The organism is Marinobacter sp. (assembly GCF_040904845.1).
Classification (GTDB): domain Bacteria; phylum Pseudomonadota; class Gammaproteobacteria; order Pseudomonadales; family Oleiphilaceae; genus Marinobacter.
Map to the genome: position 1 here is coordinate 1 of NZ_JBBDSR010000101.1, position 18397 is coordinate 18397.

Annotated in this window: 19 protein-coding genes; 5 read left to right on the forward strand and 14 right to left on the reverse strand. The window is 58.7% G+C overall.

The genetic code is table 11. The features are described 5' to 3' along the window. From ispH to murJ, 6 genes are all read right to left on the reverse strand, one after another. The coding region (ispH, locus tag WD429_RS12775; protein WP_368422563.1) for a 4-hydroxy-3-methylbut-2-enyl diphosphate reductase at window positions 1-886 on the reverse strand (886 nt) is incomplete at its 3' end. Window positions 887-904: 18 nt separating this feature from the next. Next, the gene (locus WD429_RS12780; protein ID WP_368422564.1) at window positions 905-1357 is read right to left on the reverse strand and encodes a peptidylprolyl isomerase; all 453 of its coding nucleotides are present in this window, start codon (window positions 1355-1357) and stop codon (window positions 905-907) included. After that, on the reverse strand, window positions 1354-1881 hold the full coding sequence (gene lspA / locus WD429_RS12785) for a signal peptidase II (RefSeq protein WP_368422565.1): 528 nt from the start codon (window positions 1879-1881) through the stop codon (window positions 1354-1356). The genes WD429_RS12780 and lspA overlap by 4 nt, the downstream gene beginning before the upstream one ends. Then, window positions 1881-4700 (reverse strand): isoleucine--tRNA ligase, encoded by a 2820-nt coding sequence (gene ileS / locus WD429_RS12790; protein WP_368422566.1) that lies wholly within the window; start codon window positions 4698-4700, stop codon window positions 1881-1883. Before ileS ends, lspA begins: the two co-directional genes overlap by 1 nt. 67 nt (window positions 4701-4767) lie before the next feature. Further along, window positions 4768-5739, reverse strand: coding sequence for a bifunctional riboflavin kinase/FAD synthetase (gene ribF / locus WD429_RS12795; RefSeq protein WP_368422567.1), 972 nt, complete (start codon window positions 5737-5739; stop codon window positions 4768-4770). 81 nt (window positions 5740-5820) lie between these two features. Beyond that, complete coding sequence (gene murJ / locus WD429_RS12800; RefSeq protein WP_368422568.1) at window positions 5821-7401, reverse strand: murein biosynthesis integral membrane protein MurJ; 1581 nt, start codon at window positions 7399-7401, stop codon at window positions 5821-5823. Between the two features lie 191 nt (window positions 7402-7592). Between murJ and rpsT the strand changes: the two genes are divergently transcribed. Continuing rightward, complete coding sequence (gene rpsT, locus WD429_RS12805; protein WP_368422569.1) at window positions 7593-7862, forward strand: 30S ribosomal protein S20; 270 nt, start codon at window positions 7593-7595, stop codon at window positions 7860-7862. Between the two features lie 69 nt (window positions 7863-7931). On the opposite strand, the gene proB is transcribed toward rpsT, so the two are convergent. The 4 genes from proB to rplU all read right to left on the reverse strand — a co-directional run bounded on the left by proB (window position 7932) and on the right by rplU (window position 11037). After that, on the reverse strand, window positions 7932-9056 hold the full coding sequence (gene proB / locus WD429_RS12810) for a glutamate 5-kinase (RefSeq protein ID WP_368422570.1): 1125 nt from the start codon (window positions 9054-9056) through the stop codon (window positions 7932-7934). Between the two features lie 34 nt (window positions 9057-9090). Beyond that, window positions 9091-10284 carry an Obg family GTPase CgtA gene (cgtA, locus tag WD429_RS12815; protein WP_368422571.1) on the reverse strand — a complete coding sequence of 398 codons (1194 nt, stop codon included), beginning with the start codon at window positions 10282-10284 and terminating at the stop codon, window positions 9091-9093. Window positions 10285-10428: 144 nt separating this feature from the next. Then, window positions 10429-10689, reverse strand: a complete 261-nt coding sequence (rpmA, locus tag WD429_RS12820; protein ID WP_368422572.1) for a 50S ribosomal protein L27 — start codon at window positions 10687-10689, stop codon at window positions 10429-10431. Between the two features lie 36 nt (window positions 10690-10725). Next, the gene (gene rplU / locus WD429_RS12825; RefSeq protein ID WP_348296915.1) at window positions 10726-11037 is read right to left on the reverse strand and encodes a 50S ribosomal protein L21; all 312 of its coding nucleotides are present in this window, start codon (window positions 11035-11037) and stop codon (window positions 10726-10728) included. Between the two features lie 264 nt (window positions 11038-11301). On the opposite strand from rplU, the gene ispB reads away from it, so the two are divergent. After that, window positions 11302-12270, forward strand: coding sequence for an octaprenyl diphosphate synthase (gene ispB, locus WD429_RS12830; RefSeq protein ID WP_368422573.1), 969 nt, complete (start codon window positions 11302-11304; stop codon window positions 12268-12270). Window positions 12271-12284: 14 nt separating this feature from the next. On the opposite strand, the gene WD429_RS12835 is transcribed toward ispB, so the two are convergent. After that, window positions 12285-13271, reverse strand: coding sequence for a glutathione S-transferase family protein (locus tag WD429_RS12835; RefSeq protein WP_368422574.1), 987 nt, complete (start codon window positions 13269-13271; stop codon window positions 12285-12287). A gap of 105 nt (window positions 13272-13376) precedes the next feature. Here WD429_RS12835 and WD429_RS12840 point away from each other — a divergent pair, with 105 nt between their 5' ends. Beyond that, window positions 13377-14288 (forward strand): LysR substrate-binding domain-containing protein, encoded by a 912-nt coding sequence (locus WD429_RS12840; protein WP_368422575.1) that lies wholly within the window; start codon window positions 13377-13379, stop codon window positions 14286-14288. 114 nt (window positions 14289-14402) lie between these two features. Continuing rightward, entirely contained in the window at window positions 14403-15932 is a 1530-nt protein-coding gene (locus tag WD429_RS12845; RefSeq protein WP_368422576.1) for a wax ester/triacylglycerol synthase family O-acyltransferase, read from the forward strand. Between the two features lie 8 nt (window positions 15933-15940). Here WD429_RS12845 and WD429_RS12850 read toward each other — a convergent pair whose 3' ends face one another. Beyond that, a complete protein-coding gene (locus WD429_RS12850; protein WP_368422577.1) occupies window positions 15941-16567 on the reverse strand; it encodes a DUF2057 family protein in 627 nt (208 codons plus the stop codon). 240 nt (window positions 16568-16807) lie between these two features. Here WD429_RS12850 and WD429_RS12855 point away from each other — a divergent pair, with 240 nt between their 5' ends. Continuing rightward, complete coding sequence (locus WD429_RS12855; RefSeq protein WP_368422578.1) at window positions 16808-17011, forward strand: DUF6316 family protein; 204 nt, start codon at window positions 16808-16810, stop codon at window positions 17009-17011. Between the two features lie 48 nt (window positions 17012-17059). Here the strand turns inward: WD429_RS12855 and WD429_RS12860 are convergent, their stop codons facing one another. Continuing rightward, entirely contained in the window at window positions 17060-17587 is a 528-nt protein-coding gene (locus WD429_RS12860; protein WP_368422579.1) for a phosphatidylglycerophosphatase A, read from the reverse strand. Further along, the coding region (thiL, locus tag WD429_RS12865; protein ID WP_368422580.1) for a thiamine-phosphate kinase at window positions 17584-18397 on the reverse strand (814 nt) is incomplete at its 5' end. The genes WD429_RS12860 and thiL, both read right to left, overlap by 4 nt.

Genomic DNA, 18397 nt, shown 5'->3' on the forward strand with positions numbered 1-18397 from the left:
CCGCAATCTCCTCGGGCAGGTCGCCACCAAGCTCGCGGAGGCGGGCTATCACATCGTTCACCAGCACTTCCGGGGCGGAAGCACCGGCGGTGACGCCGACGGATTGTTTGCCATCCAGCCATTGCGGTTCAATCTGGGCGGCTTCATCGATCAGGTAGGCGGGAGTGCCCATGCGCTCGGCCAGTTCGCGCAAGCGGTTGGAGTTGGAGCTGTTGGGGGAGCCAACCACCAGCATCAGGTCACAGTCACCAGCCAGTTGCTTGACGGCGTCTTGACGATTCTGGGTGGCGTAGCAGATGTCATCTTTACGTGGCCCCTCAATTTGGGGGAACTTTGCCCGCAAGGCGTCGATGACCCGAGCGGTGTCATCCATGGACAAGGTGGTCTGGGTGACATAGCAAAGCTTCGCGGGGTCATCCACGTTCAGGCTGCCGACGTCGGCCTCGTTTTCCACCAGATAGATGTCGCCGCCGTTGCTGTGATCGTACTGCCCCATGGTCCCTTCCACTTCCGGGTGGCCATGGTGACCGATCAGAATGCACTCGCGGCCTTCGCGGCTGTAGCGCATCACTTCCATGTGGACTTTGGTGACCAGCGGGCAGGTGGCATCAAACACCTTCAGGCCGCGGCGGGCGGCTTCGTTTTGCACCGCCTGGGACACACCGTGGGCACTGAAGATCACCAGGGTGTCGTCCGGCACTTCATGCAACTCATCCACGAACACCGCGCCGCGATCACGCAAGTGGTCCACCACAAATTTGTTGTGGACCACCTCATGGCGGACGTAAATGGGCGCACCAAATACATCCAGTGCCCGATTTACAATTTCGATGGCACGGTCAACGCCGGCACAAAAGCCGCGGGGATTGGCGAGTCGGATCTGCATGTCAGCCTGCTGCTCTGGTTAGTGGGCCGGGCCAACCGGCTCCACGTCAATGATTTCCACCTCAAAGGTGAGTGTACGCCCTGCCAGCGGATGGTTGAAGTCTACTTCGACTTCATCACCTTCAACGCGGCTCACCATGCCAGGCAACTCTTGTTGGCGGGCATCGGCAAACGAAATCATCACCCCCGCCTCAAGCACCATGTCCGCACTGAATTCGTGACGCTTGAACACCTGGACGTTGTTGGGGTTGTGCTGCCCAAACCCTTTTTCCGGTGGAACCTGCACCGATTTGCTCTCGCCGGCGGTCATGCCCATCAGATAGGCCTCAAAATTTTCTGGCAGATTTTCGTCGCCTATTTCCAGCGTGGCAGGGGTTTTATCGAAGGTGGAGTCCACCACCTCGCCATCTTCAAATTTCAGGGCAAAATTCAGGGTAACGCGGGTGCCCTTGTCGATCGGTAGGTCTTTCATGGTTGTGGATCGCTCCCTTCCGCCGCCGCACCAGGGGGCTTGCGGAACATGTCGAGAATCATCATGCCGGCACCGATGGTAATGGCGGTGTCGGCCAGGTTGAAGGCGGGGAAATGCCAGTCGTTCCAGTAAAAATGCAGAAAATCGACCACATAACCGTGCACGATCCGGTCATACACGTTGCCGATTGCACCGCCCAGAATGAGTGCGATAGCAATCGCCGTCCAGGTTTCCTGAAGCTTGAGGGTTTTCAGCCAGATCACCAGGGCCACGCTCACGCCGATGGCCAGCACCACGAAAAACCAGCGTTGCCAGCCGGCGGCACCCGCCAGAAAGCTGAACGCCGCGCCGGTGTTGTGCAGCAACGTCAGGTTGAAGCTGGGCATCACCGGCACCGGGTTGGCGTAGGTCAGCATGGCGGTGGCCATGGCTTTGGTCCCCAGATCGAGGGCAATGACCAGCACCGCCAGCCACAGCCACTTCAGTTTGGAGCCGGTGCGTTCGTCCGTCATAACCGCATCCATCAGGCGAACGAACGGGCTTCGCCCGGCCCTTCGAGGTTGGTGACGCAGCGGCCGCACAGGTCTGGGTATGACCCATGTTGGCCGACATCCTCGCGATGGTGCCAGCAACGTTCGCATTTGGCATGAGTCGCCGGCGTTACTGTCACCCGCAAACCTTCGTGCGAGGTAAGCTCCGCATCCCCGGCTTCAGAAAACGGCTGAACCGTCGCCTCTGACGTGATCAACACGAACCTCAGCTCCTCACCCAGGTGTTTCAGGTCGGCAGCCAGATCGCCTTCGCAATAGAGTGTGACTTCAGCGCTCAATGAGCCTTTGATTTCGCCCCGCGCTCGCGCCTCTTCCAGGCGCTTGTTGACTGCTTCTTTGACGCGGTAGATCTCACTCCAGTATTCCCGGCCCAGCTCGTCGCTCTCCGGCAAAGCCGTCAGCCCTTCGTACCAGGTCTCGTAAAATACGGTTTCACCGCGCTTGCCCGGCAGGGTCTGCCAGATTTCGTCGGCCGTAAAGCTCAAAATCGGCGCAATCCAGCGCACCAAGGCTTCCGCGACGTGATAGAGCGCCGTCTGACACGAACGCCGCTCCAGGCTGTCAGCCTGAGTGGTGTACTGGCGGTCCTTGATAATGTCGAGATAGAAGCCGCCCAGCGTCGCCTCACAGAAGTTATAAACCTTCTGGTAAATCCGCAGGAAGGCGTAGTTCTGGTAGTCCTCATCGAGCTCATTCTGCAACTGCAGAGCGCGGTCCACCATCCAACGGTCCAGGGCAATCATGTCGTCCGGTGCCACCGTGTGCTGCTCCGGATCAAAACCTGACAGGTTGCTCAACAGGAAGCGGGCGGTGTTACGGATACGGCGGTAGCCGTCTGCCGTCTGGCGCAAGATGTCCTTGGACACCGTCATCTCGCCACTGTAATCGGTCGCAGCCACCCACAGGCGCAGAATGTCGGCACCCAGCTCGTTCATGACTTCCTGTGGCGCGATCACGTTGCCCATGGACTTGGACATCTTGAGGCCTTTGCCATCCACCGTGAAACCGTGGGTGAGCACCTGCTTGTAGGGCGCTACGCCGTTCATGGCGATGGACGTTTTCAGGGAAGACTGGAACCAGCCACGATGCTGATCCGAGCCTTCCAGGTACATATCCGCCGGGAACTGGCCCAGCTCCGTGCGGGGGCGAAGCACAGAGTCATGGGTGACGCCGGAATCAAACCAGACATCCAACGTGTCCGTGACCTTTTCATACTGGTCAGCGTCGCTGCCCAGCAGTTCCGCAGGGTCGATGTCGTACCAGGCATCAATGCCGCCCTTCTCAATTTCCCGGGCCACGGCTTCAATCAGGTTCTGAGTGTCCGGATGCAGCTCCTGGGTTTCCTTGTGGATAAACAGGGTGATCGGTACGCCCCAGGTACGCTGACGGGAGATACACCAGTCCGGTGACTGTTTGAACATCGCCTCAATACGGTTCTGCCCCCAGGCCGGAACCCAACGTACGCCCTTGATGGCTTCCAGAGCGTCGTTGCGGAGATTTTCCTTCTCCATGCTGATAAACCACTGCGGTGTGGCACGATAGATCAACGGCGTTTTGGTGCGCCAGCAATGGGGATAGCTGTGGCGGAATTTCTCCGCCCGAACCAGCTTGCCTTCACGCTCCAGTGCCGAACAGACGGGGTCATCAGCCTTGTACACGTGAATTCCTGCGAACTCGCCGGCAGCCTGAGTGTAGGTGCCATCCGCCTTCACCAGGCTGATGGTGCCGATGCCGTTGGCCTTGCCCACTTCAAAGTCTTCCATGCCGTGATCGGGGGCGGTATGGACCACACCGGTACCCGCGTCGGTAGACACATGATCGCCCAGGATGAGCGGAACCTGCTTATCAAACACAGGGTGCTGGAGAACCAGATTTTCAAGCGCGGCACCGGTGGATCTGGCCAGTACTTCGAAGCTGTCAACGCCCCAACGAGACAGGATCCCCTCCACCATTTCCGCCGCCACGATCACACGCTCCGGACCGTTGCCCGCGTCGACTTCAACCAACGCATAGTCAAGCTCGGGGTGAACGCACACAGCCTGGTTGGCAGGAATGGTCCAGGGCGTAGTGGTCCAGATCACCACCGACACCTCACCCTGGCCCTTGTCGGTACCGAACAGGTCGAGCACCCGGGCCTGATCCGCCACGGTGAAACGCACGTCAATCTGCACCGAGGTCTTGTCCTGATACTCCACCTCGGCTTCCGCCAATGCGGACTGACCGACCACGCTCCAGTAAACCGGCTTGAAACCGCGAACCAGATGGCCCTTGGCGACGATCTTGCCGAGGGCGCGAACGATGTCGGCTTCCACTGTCGGGTCCATTGTCAGATAGGGTTTGTCCCACTGCCCCATGACCCCCAGACGGATAAAGTCTGCTTTCTGGCCGGCAATCTGCTTGGTGGCGTAGTCACGACAGGCCTGGCGGAAGGTTTTGTAATCCACCTTCACACCGGCTTTGCCAATTTCCTGCTCGACCTTGTGCTCAATAGGCAGACCATGGCAGTCCCAACCCGGCACATAGGGCGCGTCGTAGCCCATAAAGCTGCGGGATTTGACGATCATGTCTTTCAGAATCTTGTTGACCGCGTGACCAATGTGAATGCTGCCGTTGGCGTAAGGAGGGCCATCGTGGAGGATGAACTTTTCCCGCCCTTCGCGCTGCTTGCGCAAATTGCCGTAGACATCCAGATCCTGCCAGCGCTTGAGCATGTCCGGCTCGCGCTTGGCCAGGTTGCCGCGCATGGGAAAGGCGGTTTCAGGCAGATTCAGAGTGTGCTTATAGTCGCTCATGGTCTGTGTGCGTACTCTTTCGGTCAGTGATCATCAATGTATAAGGGTAAGAGGCTGCCCGCGCCGCTCACAGGCTGGCAGCAGCAGAACCATTCTCGGTAATCCACGCCCTGGCGCTGTTAAAATCCCGGGCAATTTGCGCCTTTAGCTCGTCCACGGAGGAGAATTTGATTTCTTCCCGCACACCGTGACGAAACACCACGTCCAACGCCTGGCCATAAAGTGTGCCAGCAAAGTCAAACAGGTGCACTTCAAGAGACGGTTGTTTGCCGTCTACTGTTGGCCGAACGCCAATATTCGCAACGCCATCATGCACCGTGCCATCCGGCAGCGTAGCGCTGACCACGAAAACCCCCTGCAACGCAGGCATCTGTCGCAGGCGTAGGTTCGCCGTCGGGGCACCGATTTCCCGGCCGAGCTGGCGGCCGTAAACCACCCGGCCACGAATTCGGTAAGGGTGGCCCAACAGCTTCTCAGCGTCCCCCAGTCGGTTCACACTCAACAGGTCCCGGATGCGGGTACTGCTCACCCGCTCATTGCTTACCGTGACAGTGAGGGTGTTTTCGACGGTGAAGCCCCTGGCGGCCCCAACCTGCTCCAGGAGCGCAAAATCACCAGCCCGATCACAGCCGAAGCGAAAATCGTCGCCCACCACCAGATGGCGAACCGCCAGGCCGTTAATCAGCACGTCTTCGATGAACCCCATGCCCGAATAACTGCGAAACCGCTCGTTGAAACGAAGGCACAAAACCATGTCGATGCCTTCGGCCTGCAGGGTTTCGAATTTCTGCCGAAAGGCCATCAACCGGGGGGGTGCTTCCTTACCCTGAAAAAATTCCCGGGGCTGGGGCTCAAACACCATCACCACGGAGGGAACGTTCAGTGCGCGAGCCTTTTCCTTGACCTGATCAAGGATGGTTTTGTGGCCCAGATGTACGCCGTCAAAATTACCAATGGTCGCAACGCAGCCATCGGCCAGAGGCGAGGCCTCTTGCCGGGACAACGTTTTCAGGTTGGTCAGCCCCCGGATCAGACGCATGAAATGCGAACCTTCAATTACCAGTGTTGCGTTCAGCGGCCCCTTGCGGGAATCGCTGGCGAGAAAGCGCGCGATTATAACCTACCTGTGCCGGAAATGTCTTACCCGTACCCCCGCCAGCGCAAGCACAACGAAGTACACACCGACACCCGCACCCACCAGAATACCCATGTCCAGGGCCCTCTGGGTGCCCGAGGCAGCCAGCCATTCGGCCACCGGCGCACGCAAGTAGAGAATCACGGCCGCGAGCGCTCCGTTTGCCAGCGCCAGCTGAGCCAGAAAGCGCGGCCAGCCGGCCTGACCTTTCCAGGCTCCCTGCTTTTTCAGCCCGCGCCACAACAGCAGCCCGTTGAGCCAGGCAGAAAGCGACGTGGCCAGAGCCAGCCCGGCATGCGCCAGAGGCACGATCAACGCCAGATTCATAGCCATGTTGGCCACCATCGCGATAATGCCGATTTTGACCGGCGTTTTAGTGTCCTGGCGAGCGAAGAACCCCGGTGCCAGCACCTTGATCAACATGAAGGCCAGCAAACCGGCGGAGTAGGCACGCAGGCTCTGGGCGGACATGACCACATCCCGATCCGTCACCTCGCCGTAATGAAACAGCGTGGCGATCAACGGCTCCGCCAACAGCGCCAGGGCAATCACCGCCGGCAAGCCAATCAGCAACACCGCCCGCACCGCCCAGTCCAGGGTGGCGGCAAACTGGTCCGCTGAAGCCGCCGCGTGTTTACGGGACAGGCTGGGGAGGATCACCGTAGCAATGGCAATCCCGAAGACTCCCAGTGGTAATTCCGAGAGCCGGTCCGAGTAATACAGCCAGGACACGCTGCCGGTCTGAAGGAACGAGGCCAACACCGTATCCAGCAGCAGATTAATCTGGCTCACCGACACCCCAAACAGCGCCGGGGCCATCAACCTGAGAATCCGGCTGACCCCTTCGTGGCGGTAGTCCACCCGCGGCCGGGGCAACAAGCCAAGCCGCATCAGAAAAGGCAGCTGAAAAAACAACTGCAGAGCACCCGCGATAAACACACCCCACGCCAGCGCCATCACCGGCGTTTCCATCAACGGCGTCAGGAACACCGCCGCGCAGATCATCGCCAGGTTCAGCAACACCGGCGTGAACGCTGGAATCGCAAAGCGGTCGTAACTGTTGAGAATGCCGCCGGCAAACGCGGTCAGGGAAATCAGCAGCAGGTACGGAAAGGTGATCCGCAACATATCGCTGGCCAGACCAAACTTGTAGTCATCATCAATAAAGCCCGGCGCAAACACCGCGGTCAGCAGCGGGGCCCCAAGCATCGCCACCAGGGTAACCCCAAGCAGAATAAGCCCGAGAGAACCCGCCACCGCATTGACCAGACGCCGCACTTCGGCAATGTCTTCTTTTTCCCGATAGGAGGACAGCACCGGCACAAATGCCTGGGAAAAAGCACCTTCTGCAAATAGCCGGCGAAGAAAGTTGGGGATTTTGAACGCCACAAAGAACGCGTCGGCTCCGGCTCCGGCACCGAAATACCGTGCGATCACCATGTCGCGAACCAGCCCCAGCACCCGGGACAGCATGGTCATGATACCCACCACGCCAGACGAGCGGAGCAGGCCGGGTGCTTTGGGGGGCAACGTCTTTTGTGATGGATTTTCGGTGTGAGATGACATCCGGAGCCTGTCGTCAGAATTGGCCGAGCGGCGAGTTTAGCACAGCCCTTGCGCACCACGGGATGAAATGGGTTTAAGCCTTGACATTTAATCGCATCGGCGGCATAGTTTCGCGTCATTTATTTCGACGCGCTGGTTTTGGCGCGCCCGCGAATTTTTCGAATCAATTGCAGATTTTCAGGAGTTATACGGTGGCAAATTCCCCGCAAGCCAAGAAGCGCGCACGTCAGAACGAGAAGAACCGCAAGCACAACGCCAGCCTGCGTTCCATGGCGCGTACTTACATGAAGAAAGTTCACGCCAAGATTGAAGCCGGCAATTACGAAGAGGCCCAGGTCGCCTTCCAGAAGTTTCAGCCGGTCATGGACAGCATGGTCAACAAAGGCGTTTTCGCCAAGAACAAGGTTGCTCGCCTCAAGAGCCGCCTGAGCACCAAGATCAGTGCACTGAAGAGCGCGTAAGCGGCTTTTCTTCAGAGCTAAAAAAACCGGCTTTCGAGCCGGTTTTTTTGTGCCCGCAGCTTACCCCGATCAAACGATAACCATGTTATCCCGATGAATGATCTCTTCGCCCGAGATATAGCCCAAGACCTCGGCAATACGGTCACTTGAGCGGCCGGCAATCGCCCGGGCTTCATCGGCACCGTAATTCACCAGCCCTCGCGCAACCTCTTTATCATTGCCATCCACGCAGGACACCATCTCGCCACGGCGGAACTGGCCAGACACTCCCTTGACGCCGACCGGCAGCAGGCTGCGCCCGCCAAGGCACAGCACTTTGACCGCGCCATCATCGAGTATCAGTTTGCCACGAGTCTGCAGATGGCTTGCCAGCCACTGCTTGCGCGCTGCAACGCGGCCCTGCTCCGGCAACAGCAACGTACCGATAACATCACCCGCCCGCAGCCGGGTGATGGCGCGCTCGATTCTTCCGCCAACGATCACCGTAAATGCTCCGGAGCGGGCCGCCAATCGGGCCGCGCGAACCTTGGTTTGCATGCCGCCGCGCCCGAGCACACCCGCTCCACCGCCAGCCATGGCATCCAATTCATGATCGCCGGCTTTGCGTTCGGTCACCAGCTGTGCATCAGCGTGCTTGCGTGGATCTTTGTCAAACAGGCCCAACTGATCTGTGAGAATGATCAGCCCATCCGCCTCTATGAGATTGGCAACCAGCGCACCGAGAGTGTCATTGTCACCAAAGCGAATTTCGTCGGTGACCACCGTGTCGTTTTCATTAACGATGGGCACGACCCCGAAATCCAGCAGCGCTCGTAGCGTACTTCTGCCATTCAGGTAGCGCTTGCGATCGGACAGGTCATCGTGAGTGAGGAGAATCTGAGCGGTGTGAATGTTGTGGCGCTTGAACTGGGCTTCCCAGGTTTGCACCAGCCCCATTTGCCCAACCGCAGCGGCAGCCTGAAGCTCGTGAAGCTGTGCAGGGCGAACTTTCCAGCCCAGTCGGCTCATGCCCTCAGCCACCGAGCCGGACGATACAATGACCACCTCCACGCCCGAATCAATCAGATCCGCAATCTGATCCACCCAGAGCCCCAGGGCGGCAACATCCAGGCCCTTGCCATCATTGGTCAGCAGGGCACTGCCTATTTTCACCACCAGGCGGCGGGCCTGACGTAACTGAATGCGTTCACTCATGATCGGACCGGATGCTCTCTGGGCTGCGTTGAGGTTATTCGGGGGCGTACACCACTTCAACGTCATAATCGTCGTCATCAAAGTCGTCGTCATCGCCATCTTCCCGGGCGGCGCGACGAGCCTGGCGCTCGGCCTCGATACGAACGCGGGCCTCTTCATCCATCTGACGACGGCGTGCCGCTTCGCGTTCGGCAAACTCGGGGTTCTGGGCTTCTTCTTCGGCCTGCTCTTCGATCCAGCGCATGACCGCCTGGGTCAGCGGCTTGGTGCCCTCTCCGCTCAACGCCGATATATGGAAAACCGGGCCTTTCCAGCCAAGCTCATCGGCGATGGCCTGGCAGTGCGCCTCCCGATCTTCTTCCGGGACCATATCGACCTTGTTCAGCACCAGCCAACGCTCGCGATTGGCCAGGGTTTCACTGAATTTTTCCAACTCATGCTCAATGGCGCGCGCGGACTCGGCCGGCGACGAGCTATCGTAGGGAGCCACGTCGACAAGATGCAGCAACAGCCGCGTGCGGACCAGATGCTTCAGGAAGCGAATACCAAGCCCGGCACCTTCAGCAGCGCCCTCAATCAGCCCTGGAATATCGGCGATAACAAAGCTCTGATGGGCCTGCACACTGACCACGCCAAGGTTCGGCACCAGGGTGGTAAACGGGTAGTCCGCCACTTTCGGCCTGGCCGCAGACACCGAGCGAATAAACGTCGACTTACCCGCGTTGGGCATGCCCAGAAGACCGACGTCCGCCAGCACTTTGAGCTCCAGCCGCAGGTTGCGCAATTCACCCTCGGAACCTTTGGTGGTTTGCCTTGGGGCGCGATTGACCGAGGACTTGAAACGGGTATTGCCAAGGCCATGAAAACCGCATTGGGCGACTTTCAGCTGCTGCCCGATATAGGTCAGGTCCCCGAGCACCTCGTGGGTGTCCATGTCGACCACCGTGGTACCCACCGGTACTGGCAGGATGAGGTCTTCACCCTTGGTGCCGGTGCAGTTACGGCCGGAACCGGGCTCACCATTCTGGGCTTTGTGCTTACGCTGGAAGCGGTAGTCGATCAGCGTATTGAGCGAATCGTCCGCTTCCAGAAACACGGAACCACCATCGCCCCCGTCGCCGCCATCGGGCCCACCTTTGGGAACGTACTTTTCACGCCGGAAGCTCAGGCAGCCGTGCCCGCCCTTTCCGGCTTCCACAATGATGGTGGCTTCGTCTACGAATTTCATGAATCAACCCTTTGCGCCACGCGCATAAACTAAAAAGCCCCGCAGCCTCAAGGAAGCTTTGCGGGGCTCCGGATGGCTCTTGATACCCAATCATATCAGGATATCAGCGCCACCCAAGGTTCGACAGAACCGGATCGCCGCTGCTTACGCAGCCGGAACGATACTTACGAACTTACGGCTATAGGGACCTTTGACTTCGAACTTCACCTGGCCGTCTGCTTTCGCAAACAGGGTGTGGTCCTTGCCAATGCCTACGTTGCTACCAGCGTGGAAACGGGTGCCACGCTGACGAATGATGATGCTGCCTGCAGAAACAGCTTCACCACCGTAGCGCTTGACACCAAGTCGTTTCGACTCGGAATCGCGACCGTTACGGGTACTACCTGCTGCCTTTTTATGAGCCATTACCAGCCTCCTTATCTAAGGGGTTACTCGAGGGTTTTAGCCCTGGATACCCGTGATCTTGACTTCAGTAAACCACTGACGGTGGCCCTGACGCTTCATGGAATGCTTCCGACGACGGAACTTGATGATCTGGATCTTGTCGTGACGGCCGTGGTTAACCACTTCCGCTGTCACTTTGGCACCATCAACAACCGGCGCGCCAACCTGAACCTTGTCGCCATCAGCGATCAGCAGTACGCGGTCAAACTCGACGTTGCCGCCGGTTTCCACTTCCAGCTTTTCCAGCTTCAGAGTTTCGCCTTCTTTTACACGGTGCTGTTTACCACCGCTAACAATAACTGCGTACATTAACGTTCTCCGCGATTGACCCATCCCTGCTCTTATCCGCCTGGTTCTAAGGGAAGCGCTTCGGCAACCCTATAGCAGGGAGCGCAGGTTGGGATGAGTTGGGCGCGTGATTGTACGAAAACCCGTTAAGAAGTTCAAGCCAAGTTGACACTGAAAGCCCCAGTACCTAGCATTGCCGCGATCCGCCCGTATAGTTCAAGCAAGGGTTCAACAAACAGCATCAACGACCGCTCCAGAAGCTTCAGAAAGGGAACCGCAAGCCGCATGACAGCCCAGCGCATCTACGAGACCGTGGCCGATGACTTCAGCCGCGTTAATGACCTGATCATCAAACGGCTTTCTTCAGACGTTCCCCTTGTTGAGAAAATAGCCCACTATATTATTGAAAGTGGTGGAAAAAGATTGCGGCCTCTGCTGGTTTTGTTGTCCAGCCAAGCGGCCGGGTACAAGAAAGACGACCATCTGAAACTGGCCGCCGTCATCGAGTTCCTGCACACCGCCACCCTGCTCCACGACGACGTGGTAGACACCTCAGACATGCGCCGGGGCCGCAGCACGGCCAACGCTCGTTGGGGCAATGCACCCAGCGTGCTGGTAGGTGATTTCCTCTATGCCCGCGCGTTCGAGATGATGGTGGAGCTGCAAAGCCTCCGCATCATGGGGGTGCTGTCTCACGCCACCGCCGTCATTGCTGAGGGCGAGGTCATGCAGCTGATGAACGTGAAAAATCCGGACCTGACCGAATCCCAGTACATGGAGGTTATCCACAACAAAACCGCCATGCTGTTCGAGGCAGCCTCACACACCGGAGCACTGCTGGCTGGCGCGGAGGACGCTCAGGAAACCGCGCTGAGAACCTACGGCAAGCATCTGGGCCTGGCATTTCAACTGGTGGACGACGTTCTCGACTACCGCGGCGATGCCGAAGCCATGGGCAAAAACGTGGGCGACGACCTGGCCGAAGGGAAAACCACGCTGCCGCTCATTTACGCCATGGCGGAAGGTGTAGAGGAAGAGCGCCAGCTGATCCGCCAGGCCATCCGCAAGGGCGGGCTCGATGACCTGCCCGCCATACTGCGAATTGTCGAAGGTTCAGGCGCACTGGAATACACCATGGCCGTGGCTAGAGAGCAGGCGAAGAAGGCGGCTGACTGTCTCACCCTTCTGCCACCCTCTCCTCACAAAGAGGCCCTCGAACTGCTCACCCAGGTTGCCGTCGCCCGGGTCAGTTAACGCCGAACCTCTGCTTACGTCAGCGCTTCACGGCCGTGGGGCGCAGTGAAGTCCAGCTCGGGGCCCACTGGCACAATCTGCGTCGGGTTGATGGTGCGCTGGCTGACGTAATAATGGCGCTTGATCTGCCCGATATCCACCGTTTCCGCCACACCCGGGACCTGATACAGGTCCCGCAGGTACCCTGACAGCGCGGGAAAATCACTGATACGCTGGCGGTTGCATTTGAAATGGCTGTAATACACCGCATCGAAACGGATCAGCGTGGTAAATAGCCGCCAGTCAGCCTCGGTCAACTGCCCACCCACCAGGTATCGCTGCGCGGTCAGCCGCTCTTCCAGCCAGTCCAGTGACTCGAACAACTCTGAGTAGGCTTCCTCATACTTGGCCTGGGCCGTCGCAAAACCGGCCTTATAGACGCCGTTATTGACCGTGTCGTACACCCGCGCATTGACCTGCTCAATCTCGCTCTGCAACCGTTCCGGATAGTAATCCACTTCGGTCTTCACGCCCTCAAGGCCGTCAAAAGCCGAGTTAAACATGCGAATAATCTCGGCAGACTCATTGCTGGCGATGGTCTGCTTTTCCCGATCCCACAGCGTCGGTACCGTCACTCGTCCGGAATAGTCCGGAGCGGCCTTGGTGTACACCTGGTGCATATAGCGGAAGTCGTGCAGGTGATCACGATGCTGCTCCTCTCCGGGCCGAAACTCCCAGCCGTTTTCAACCATGTCCGGATGCACCACGGAAACGGAAACATGCTTCTCAAGGCCCTTGAGTTTGCGGAATATCAGCGTGCGATGCGCCCACGGACAGGCCATGGATACATACAGGTGATAGCGGCCAGATTCTGCCCTGAATCCACCTTGCCCGTCCGGCCCCGGCGATCCGTCTGGCGTCACCCAATTGCGAAACCGTGCTGCCTCACGCTCAAATTTACCACCGGTTTTATCGGTGTCGTACCACTTATCCTGCCACTGACCATCCACCAACAGCCCCATACTCGTTACCTCGCCAAAATCCGTTAAATTCACAAGAAGAATAACGGCCAGCCTGCTAACCTCACAAACAAGCAATTTCGGCCAACAACCTCAGATTATTCGAACATGCATACAGCCATCACCATCGACGCCCTGAAAGTACTGGATGCCATTGACCGCAAAGGCAGTTTTGCCGGTGCGGCGGGGGAGCTTTTTCGGGTGCCCTCCGCCATCAGCTACACGGTACAGAAACTGGAAGAAGATCTGGACCTCGCAGTGTTTGACCGAAGCGGCCACCGCGCCACGCTGACCCCGGCAGGCCGCTACCTTCTTGAAGAGGGCCGCGCGCTTCTGGAGGCGGCAGAAAACCTGGCGCACACCACCCGCCAGGTCGCTCAGGGCTGGGAAACCCGGCTGCGCATCGGGTTCAACTCCTTGCTGCCGGCCGATTGCCTGTTTCCCGCCATTCGGGAATTCTACGCGCTCGGCGTTCCGGTGGAGGTTCAGGTCGTTGAAGAGGTGTTCGCGGGTGCCTGGGATGCCCTGCAAAGCCGTCGGGTTGACCTGATTGTCGGTGCCGACCAGCTCAGCAAACCCGCCGGCACTTTCACCACCCGGCCACTGGGAAAAATGCACTTTGTCTACGCCGTCGCCCCCGGCCACCCGCTGGCTTCAGCAACACACCCCCTGACCGAAGAGGACATCAGTGGCTACCCCGCTGCCGTGGCCGCGGACACATCCCGTTCATTGACGCCGGGGCATGCTGGCATCTTTCGCCGGCAACGAACGATTACAGTCGCCAACATCGATCAGAAAATCGCACTTCAACAAGCCGGCCTCGGCGTTGGGTGGCTACCGGAACCGAGGGTGCGCGAGCAGCTTGAAGCAGGCAGCCTGGTTGCGCTCGATGTCCACGAAGCCAGACAGCCGCTGATGCTTCATTTAGCGCGACACGCCGAGGATCAGGGCAAGGCACTGATGTGGTTCTGGAACCAGCTTGGATCGTCCGATGCCTTCGCGCGCTGGCTGGAAACCTGAACCCGGTAAAGCACCTGACCCCGCTGCCACCGCAGAAGAAGGCAAAACAGCCAACGGAATCCTGCCTCACTCGTTTATACTGCCGAAAACCCATCCGCAGAACGGAGCTCAAACATGCGGCAGTTGTCGGAACTGGACGCCTCGTTTCTTTATCTGGAGTCGGAAACCGCTCCGATGCACATCGGCGGCATTTATCTGTTTGATGCTCGCGGCAGTGGCAACCCGCTGGCATTCAGCACGTTTGTGGCCTATTTGCGCAGCCGCCTGCATGTGGTTCCGGTCTTTCGTCAACGCCTGAAAGAGATCCCTTTTCGCCTCGGACGTCCCTATTGGGTCGACGACCCGGATTTCAGTATTGAACGTCACCTTGCTTACGTGAACCTTGGGGAGCACGGCAAGCTTCACAGCCTGGTGGGGCTGGCGTCCAAAATTCTGGAGGAACCGCTGAAACGGGACCGGCCGCTCTGGCACATGACCTTTGTGGATGGCTTTCCTGCTGATGAGGACGACGACGGCCTCCACGGCTTTGCCCTGATCGTCAAACTCCATCACGCCGCTATTGATGCCTTCAGCGGCGAGGAAATCATGGGCAAACTTCTGGAATACACCCCGGACGCGCGCGCCATTGCCAACCCCAGGCCCTGGGAGCCACAGCCTGAGCCATCAGAAGAGCGCATCATCCTTCAGACCGGTGCCAACCTGTTGCGCAAACCATTGCAGGTCACGTCGCTTGCCATGAACGCGGCCGAAGTCGCGGCTCGCAGCCTGGTACAACGACAGATCAGGAAACTGCCCTTACCTTTTCCCCTGTTTTCCGCACCCCACAGCCCCTTCAACCGACAGATCACAGCGAATCGACAGATCATCTCGGCCGATGTTGATCTGTCCAGGCTCAAGGCCATCAAGGCTAACCTCGGCAATGTGACACTGAACGACGTGGTGTTAGGACTCTGTGCGGAAACTCTGCGCCGCTACCTGGCCAATCACGATGGCGACGAGGGCAAATCGCTGGTGGCGATGACGCCCATCTCGGTTCGCTCAAACAGCCTGCGCAAGGCCACCGGGAACCAGATGTCAGCAATGCTGCTTGATCTCGCCACCAACGAAGCCAACCCGGCCCGCCGAATCCGCAAAATCCATCAAAACGCCGTGGCGTCGGAGCCCTACCGCGAAGCTATTTCGGCAGATCGACTCACCGAGCTGCTGCCGTCAACCATGCTGGCGTTGTCCGCCAGGCTGTATTCTGAACTACAGATTGCCCAACGCTACCAGCCTGCCTTCAACCTGCCGATTACCAATGTGCCCGGGCCTCAGGTGCCTTTGTATCTGCAGGGCGCGCGCCTGACACGGCAGTACAATTCCGCCCCCCTGTTCGACAGCATGGGCCTGGTGGTCGTTGCGGTCAGTTATGAGGGACGCCTGACCATCAATTTCACCCTATGCCCCGATGTGGTGGCTGACGGCGATTCACTGAAAGGATTGCTCGAGGAAAGCCTCCACGCCATAGAAACGGCTGCGTCTGCACTGCCCATAACAGAAGAAGACCGCGACTATGACACCGATGGCAGCCAGACCCTGACGGATGAGGCTCTGACACTGCTGGAAGGTATATTGAGCCGGACACTGAAACGGTTCCGGCACTGACGGAACCGTTATTCAAACGCCCAGCGAAGGAACGAACGCTTATCCTCTTCAGAGGCACGCTGCCAGACGGCTTTCATCTGCTCGAGATCGTTCCCACTGGCCGGCACCTGGCCATCCCACAGCTCGAAGCTGGCCACTTCGTCACCCGCCTCGTTCACAATGGCACCGGTAAAGTTCTCGATCATGGTTTCGGCGTCCCGGCGAGAGTTCGGCTTGGCAAACTGGAACCGGTAGGTTTCACCGGCCTGGGCAGTAAACGACACAACGTGAGGCTCGGTCTCAATGACGTGCACTTTTGATTCGCCGCTCCTCACCACGCCCGCCTTTGCCCAAATGGTTTTAGAACTGAACACCACCTGGGTTTCACCCGGCAGCAGGTCGTAATCCAGGGCCAGGTCGTCCATCAAAAAACTCTCCATGGCGCGGCCGTTGACGCTGGCTACCCGAATTTCACCGGGTGCCTTGAGTAATGCAGAGCCTGCCGTTGTGGCCTCACCTTCCCAGGTTTGCACCCGGGTCATGGAGGAACTGCAGCCAGACACAAGCAGAGCCGTGAGCAAGAACACAACCCACTGCCCCGCTGACGAGGGCAGTAACCTGGTCTTGAAGATCCCGGAAACGCAATAAATACTCATGAGACGTCCTTTTGATGTGAATCTGTTCGTTGGCATTCTGACGAGGGCTTATGACGAGGGCAAGACGTGCGGGCGTGGCTTCGTCACGCCGCGGTTTTCAGAGTAGGCCCGGAATGAGACCCAAGGCTTACTAATTGTAAAAAAATGTTGAATTTGGCCAGGATTGATTTAATTTTAAACAGATCAACAAACAAAACACGGAGCCCGATTTCCCTACTATAAACGGACCCAGGAGACACCATGGACACTCAACGCCGGACCGGAGAAGATGGGCCGCTACCGTTTCGCAGCAGCCGTTACTTCTGCGTGGGCAGCAAGTGGTACTTCACCACCAGAGAGGGCTTTGACAGCGGACCGTTTGCTACCCGAGAGCGAGCAGAAACGGGCCTGAAACGCTTTCTGCACGTTGTCAGGCTACTGCCCGAAGAACAGCAGCTTCATTAGCCAGCACAACGGTTAACGACCGTTGTCGCGGATCAAGCGTGCCCAGACTCAGGCTAGATAAGGCATGATCCAGAGGTCAATCGCGTACAGGCAGCCCAATGCCATAAACCCCGCCACCACATCGTCGATCATAATACCCAGCCCCCCCGGCGCGCGGCGATCAAGCCAACTGATCGGCCAGGGTTTGACCACGTCAAACAACCGGAACAGGGCAAACGCCATCAGAACGCCGTACACGTTATCCGGAATGAGGGCCAGCGCGATCCACATGCCGACAAATTCGTCCCAAACGATGCCGCCATGGTCGTGCACCTTGAGATCCGTAGCCGTTTTACCACACAGCCAGACACCAACCACAAAAGCGACGGCAACAACCACCCAATAGGCCGTCATCGGTAGCCAGGCTATGCCCAGCCAGAGCGGGATGGCTGCAAGACTTCCCCAGGTACCTGGCGCTCTCGGTGCAGCACCACTGCCGAAGCCAAACGCCAGCAGGTGCACCGGGTTTTTCAGAAACCCTGGGGGCAGAAGCGCTTCTGCGAACTCCGGCTCCTGAAATTCGTCATCACCGCTCATGCACGACTCCCAAAATGGTCATACCCGCCAGCCGTTGCTGATACATCCACACCAGACAACCCCTGCTCTTCAATCACCTTACCAATAATCGTCAGCTGCTTCTTCACCGCGTCGGGTAGCGCCTGCCACGCTTCGGCCGGAACCGTTACGCATAACTCGTAATCATCGCCCGCCTGCAGTGCCAACCGGAGCGCTGCCTGTGGCCCCTGCAATCGCGACAAGGCCGCTGATACCGGGACCGCAGATGGATCGATCCGCGCACCCACTCCGGATGATTCCAGCAGGTGCCCAAGATCGGCCAGCAGACCGTCTGAAATATCAATGGCGGCGCTGGCAAACCCTCTCAACTGCATGCCAAGCGCCAGGCGCGGCACTGGTGCATGATAGCGCTCCAGCACCGCTGCCTGATCCGAAGTCGGGTTCTCGGCCTCAAGATAGTCGAGCGCCGCGCCTGCGTCGCCGAGCGTACCACTGACACAGACCCAATCCCCCGCCCGGGCACCAGAACGCAATAGCGCCTGTCCGTCTGGCACGTCTCCATGAACCTGAAGGGTTATGGCCCGAGGCCCACGGGTGGTGTCTCCACCTGCCAGTGCCAGACCAAACCGCTCGGAGGCACGAGCGAGCGCGCCGGAAAACGCCTGCAGCCAGTCCGGATCCGCCTCGGGAAGGGTCAATGCCAGCGTAAAGCAGGTGGGGTTCGCCCCCATGGCAGCGAGATCGCTGGCAGCAACTGCCAGCGATCTCCAGCCCAAATGGGCGGCACTGTAATTTGCGGGGAAGTGAACACCTTCGACCAGGGTATCTACA

Coding starts and splice junctions, on each gene's coding strand:
- WD429_RS12780 (WP_368422564.1), bottom strand. CDS start 1,357: ATGAAAGACCTACCGATCGACAAGGGCACCCGCGTTACCCTGAATTTT.
- murJ (WP_368422568.1), bottom strand. CDS start 7,401: ATGTCATCTCACACCGAAAATCCATCACAAAAGACGTTGCCCCCCAAA.
- proB (WP_368422570.1), bottom strand. CDS start 9,056: ATGAGTGAACGCATTCAGTTACGTCAGGCCCGCCGCCTGGTGGTGAAA.
- ileS (WP_368422566.1), bottom strand. CDS start 4,700: ATGAGCGACTATAAGCACACTCTGAATCTGCCTGAAACCGCCTTTCCC.
- lspA (WP_368422565.1), bottom strand. CDS start 1,881: ATGGATGCGGTTATGACGGACGAACGCACCGGCTCCAAACTGAAGTGG.
- WD429_RS12860 (WP_368422579.1), bottom strand. CDS start 17,587: ATGAGCGGTGATGACGAATTTCAGGAGCCGGAGTTCGCAGAAGCGCTT.
- WD429_RS12850 (WP_368422577.1), bottom strand. CDS start 16,567: ATGAGTATTTATTGCGTTTCCGGGATCTTCAAGACCAGGTTACTGCCC.
- cgtA (WP_368422571.1), bottom strand. CDS start 10,284: ATGAAATTCGTAGACGAAGCCACCATCATTGTGGAAGCCGGAAAGGGC.
- WD429_RS12845 (WP_368422576.1), top strand. CDS start 14,403: ATGCGGCAGTTGTCGGAACTGGACGCCTCGTTTCTTTATCTGGAGTCG.
- WD429_RS12835 (WP_368422574.1), bottom strand. CDS start 13,271: ATGGGGCTGTTGGTGGATGGTCAGTGGCAGGATAAGTGGTACGACACC.
- rplU (WP_348296915.1), bottom strand. CDS start 11,037: ATGTACGCAGTTATTGTTAGCGGTGGTAAACAGCACCGTGTAAAAGAA.
- WD429_RS12840 (WP_368422575.1), top strand. CDS start 13,377: ATGCATACAGCCATCACCATCGACGCCCTGAAAGTACTGGATGCCATT.
- ribF (WP_368422567.1), bottom strand. CDS start 5,739: ATGCGTCTGATCCGGGGGCTGACCAACCTGAAAACGTTGTCCCGGCAA.
- ispB (WP_368422573.1), top strand. CDS start 11,302: ATGACAGCCCAGCGCATCTACGAGACCGTGGCCGATGACTTCAGCCGC.
- WD429_RS12855 (WP_368422578.1), top strand. CDS start 16,808: ATGGACACTCAACGCCGGACCGGAGAAGATGGGCCGCTACCGTTTCGC.
- rpmA (WP_368422572.1), bottom strand. CDS start 10,689: ATGGCTCATAAAAAGGCAGCAGGTAGTACCCGTAACGGTCGCGATTCC.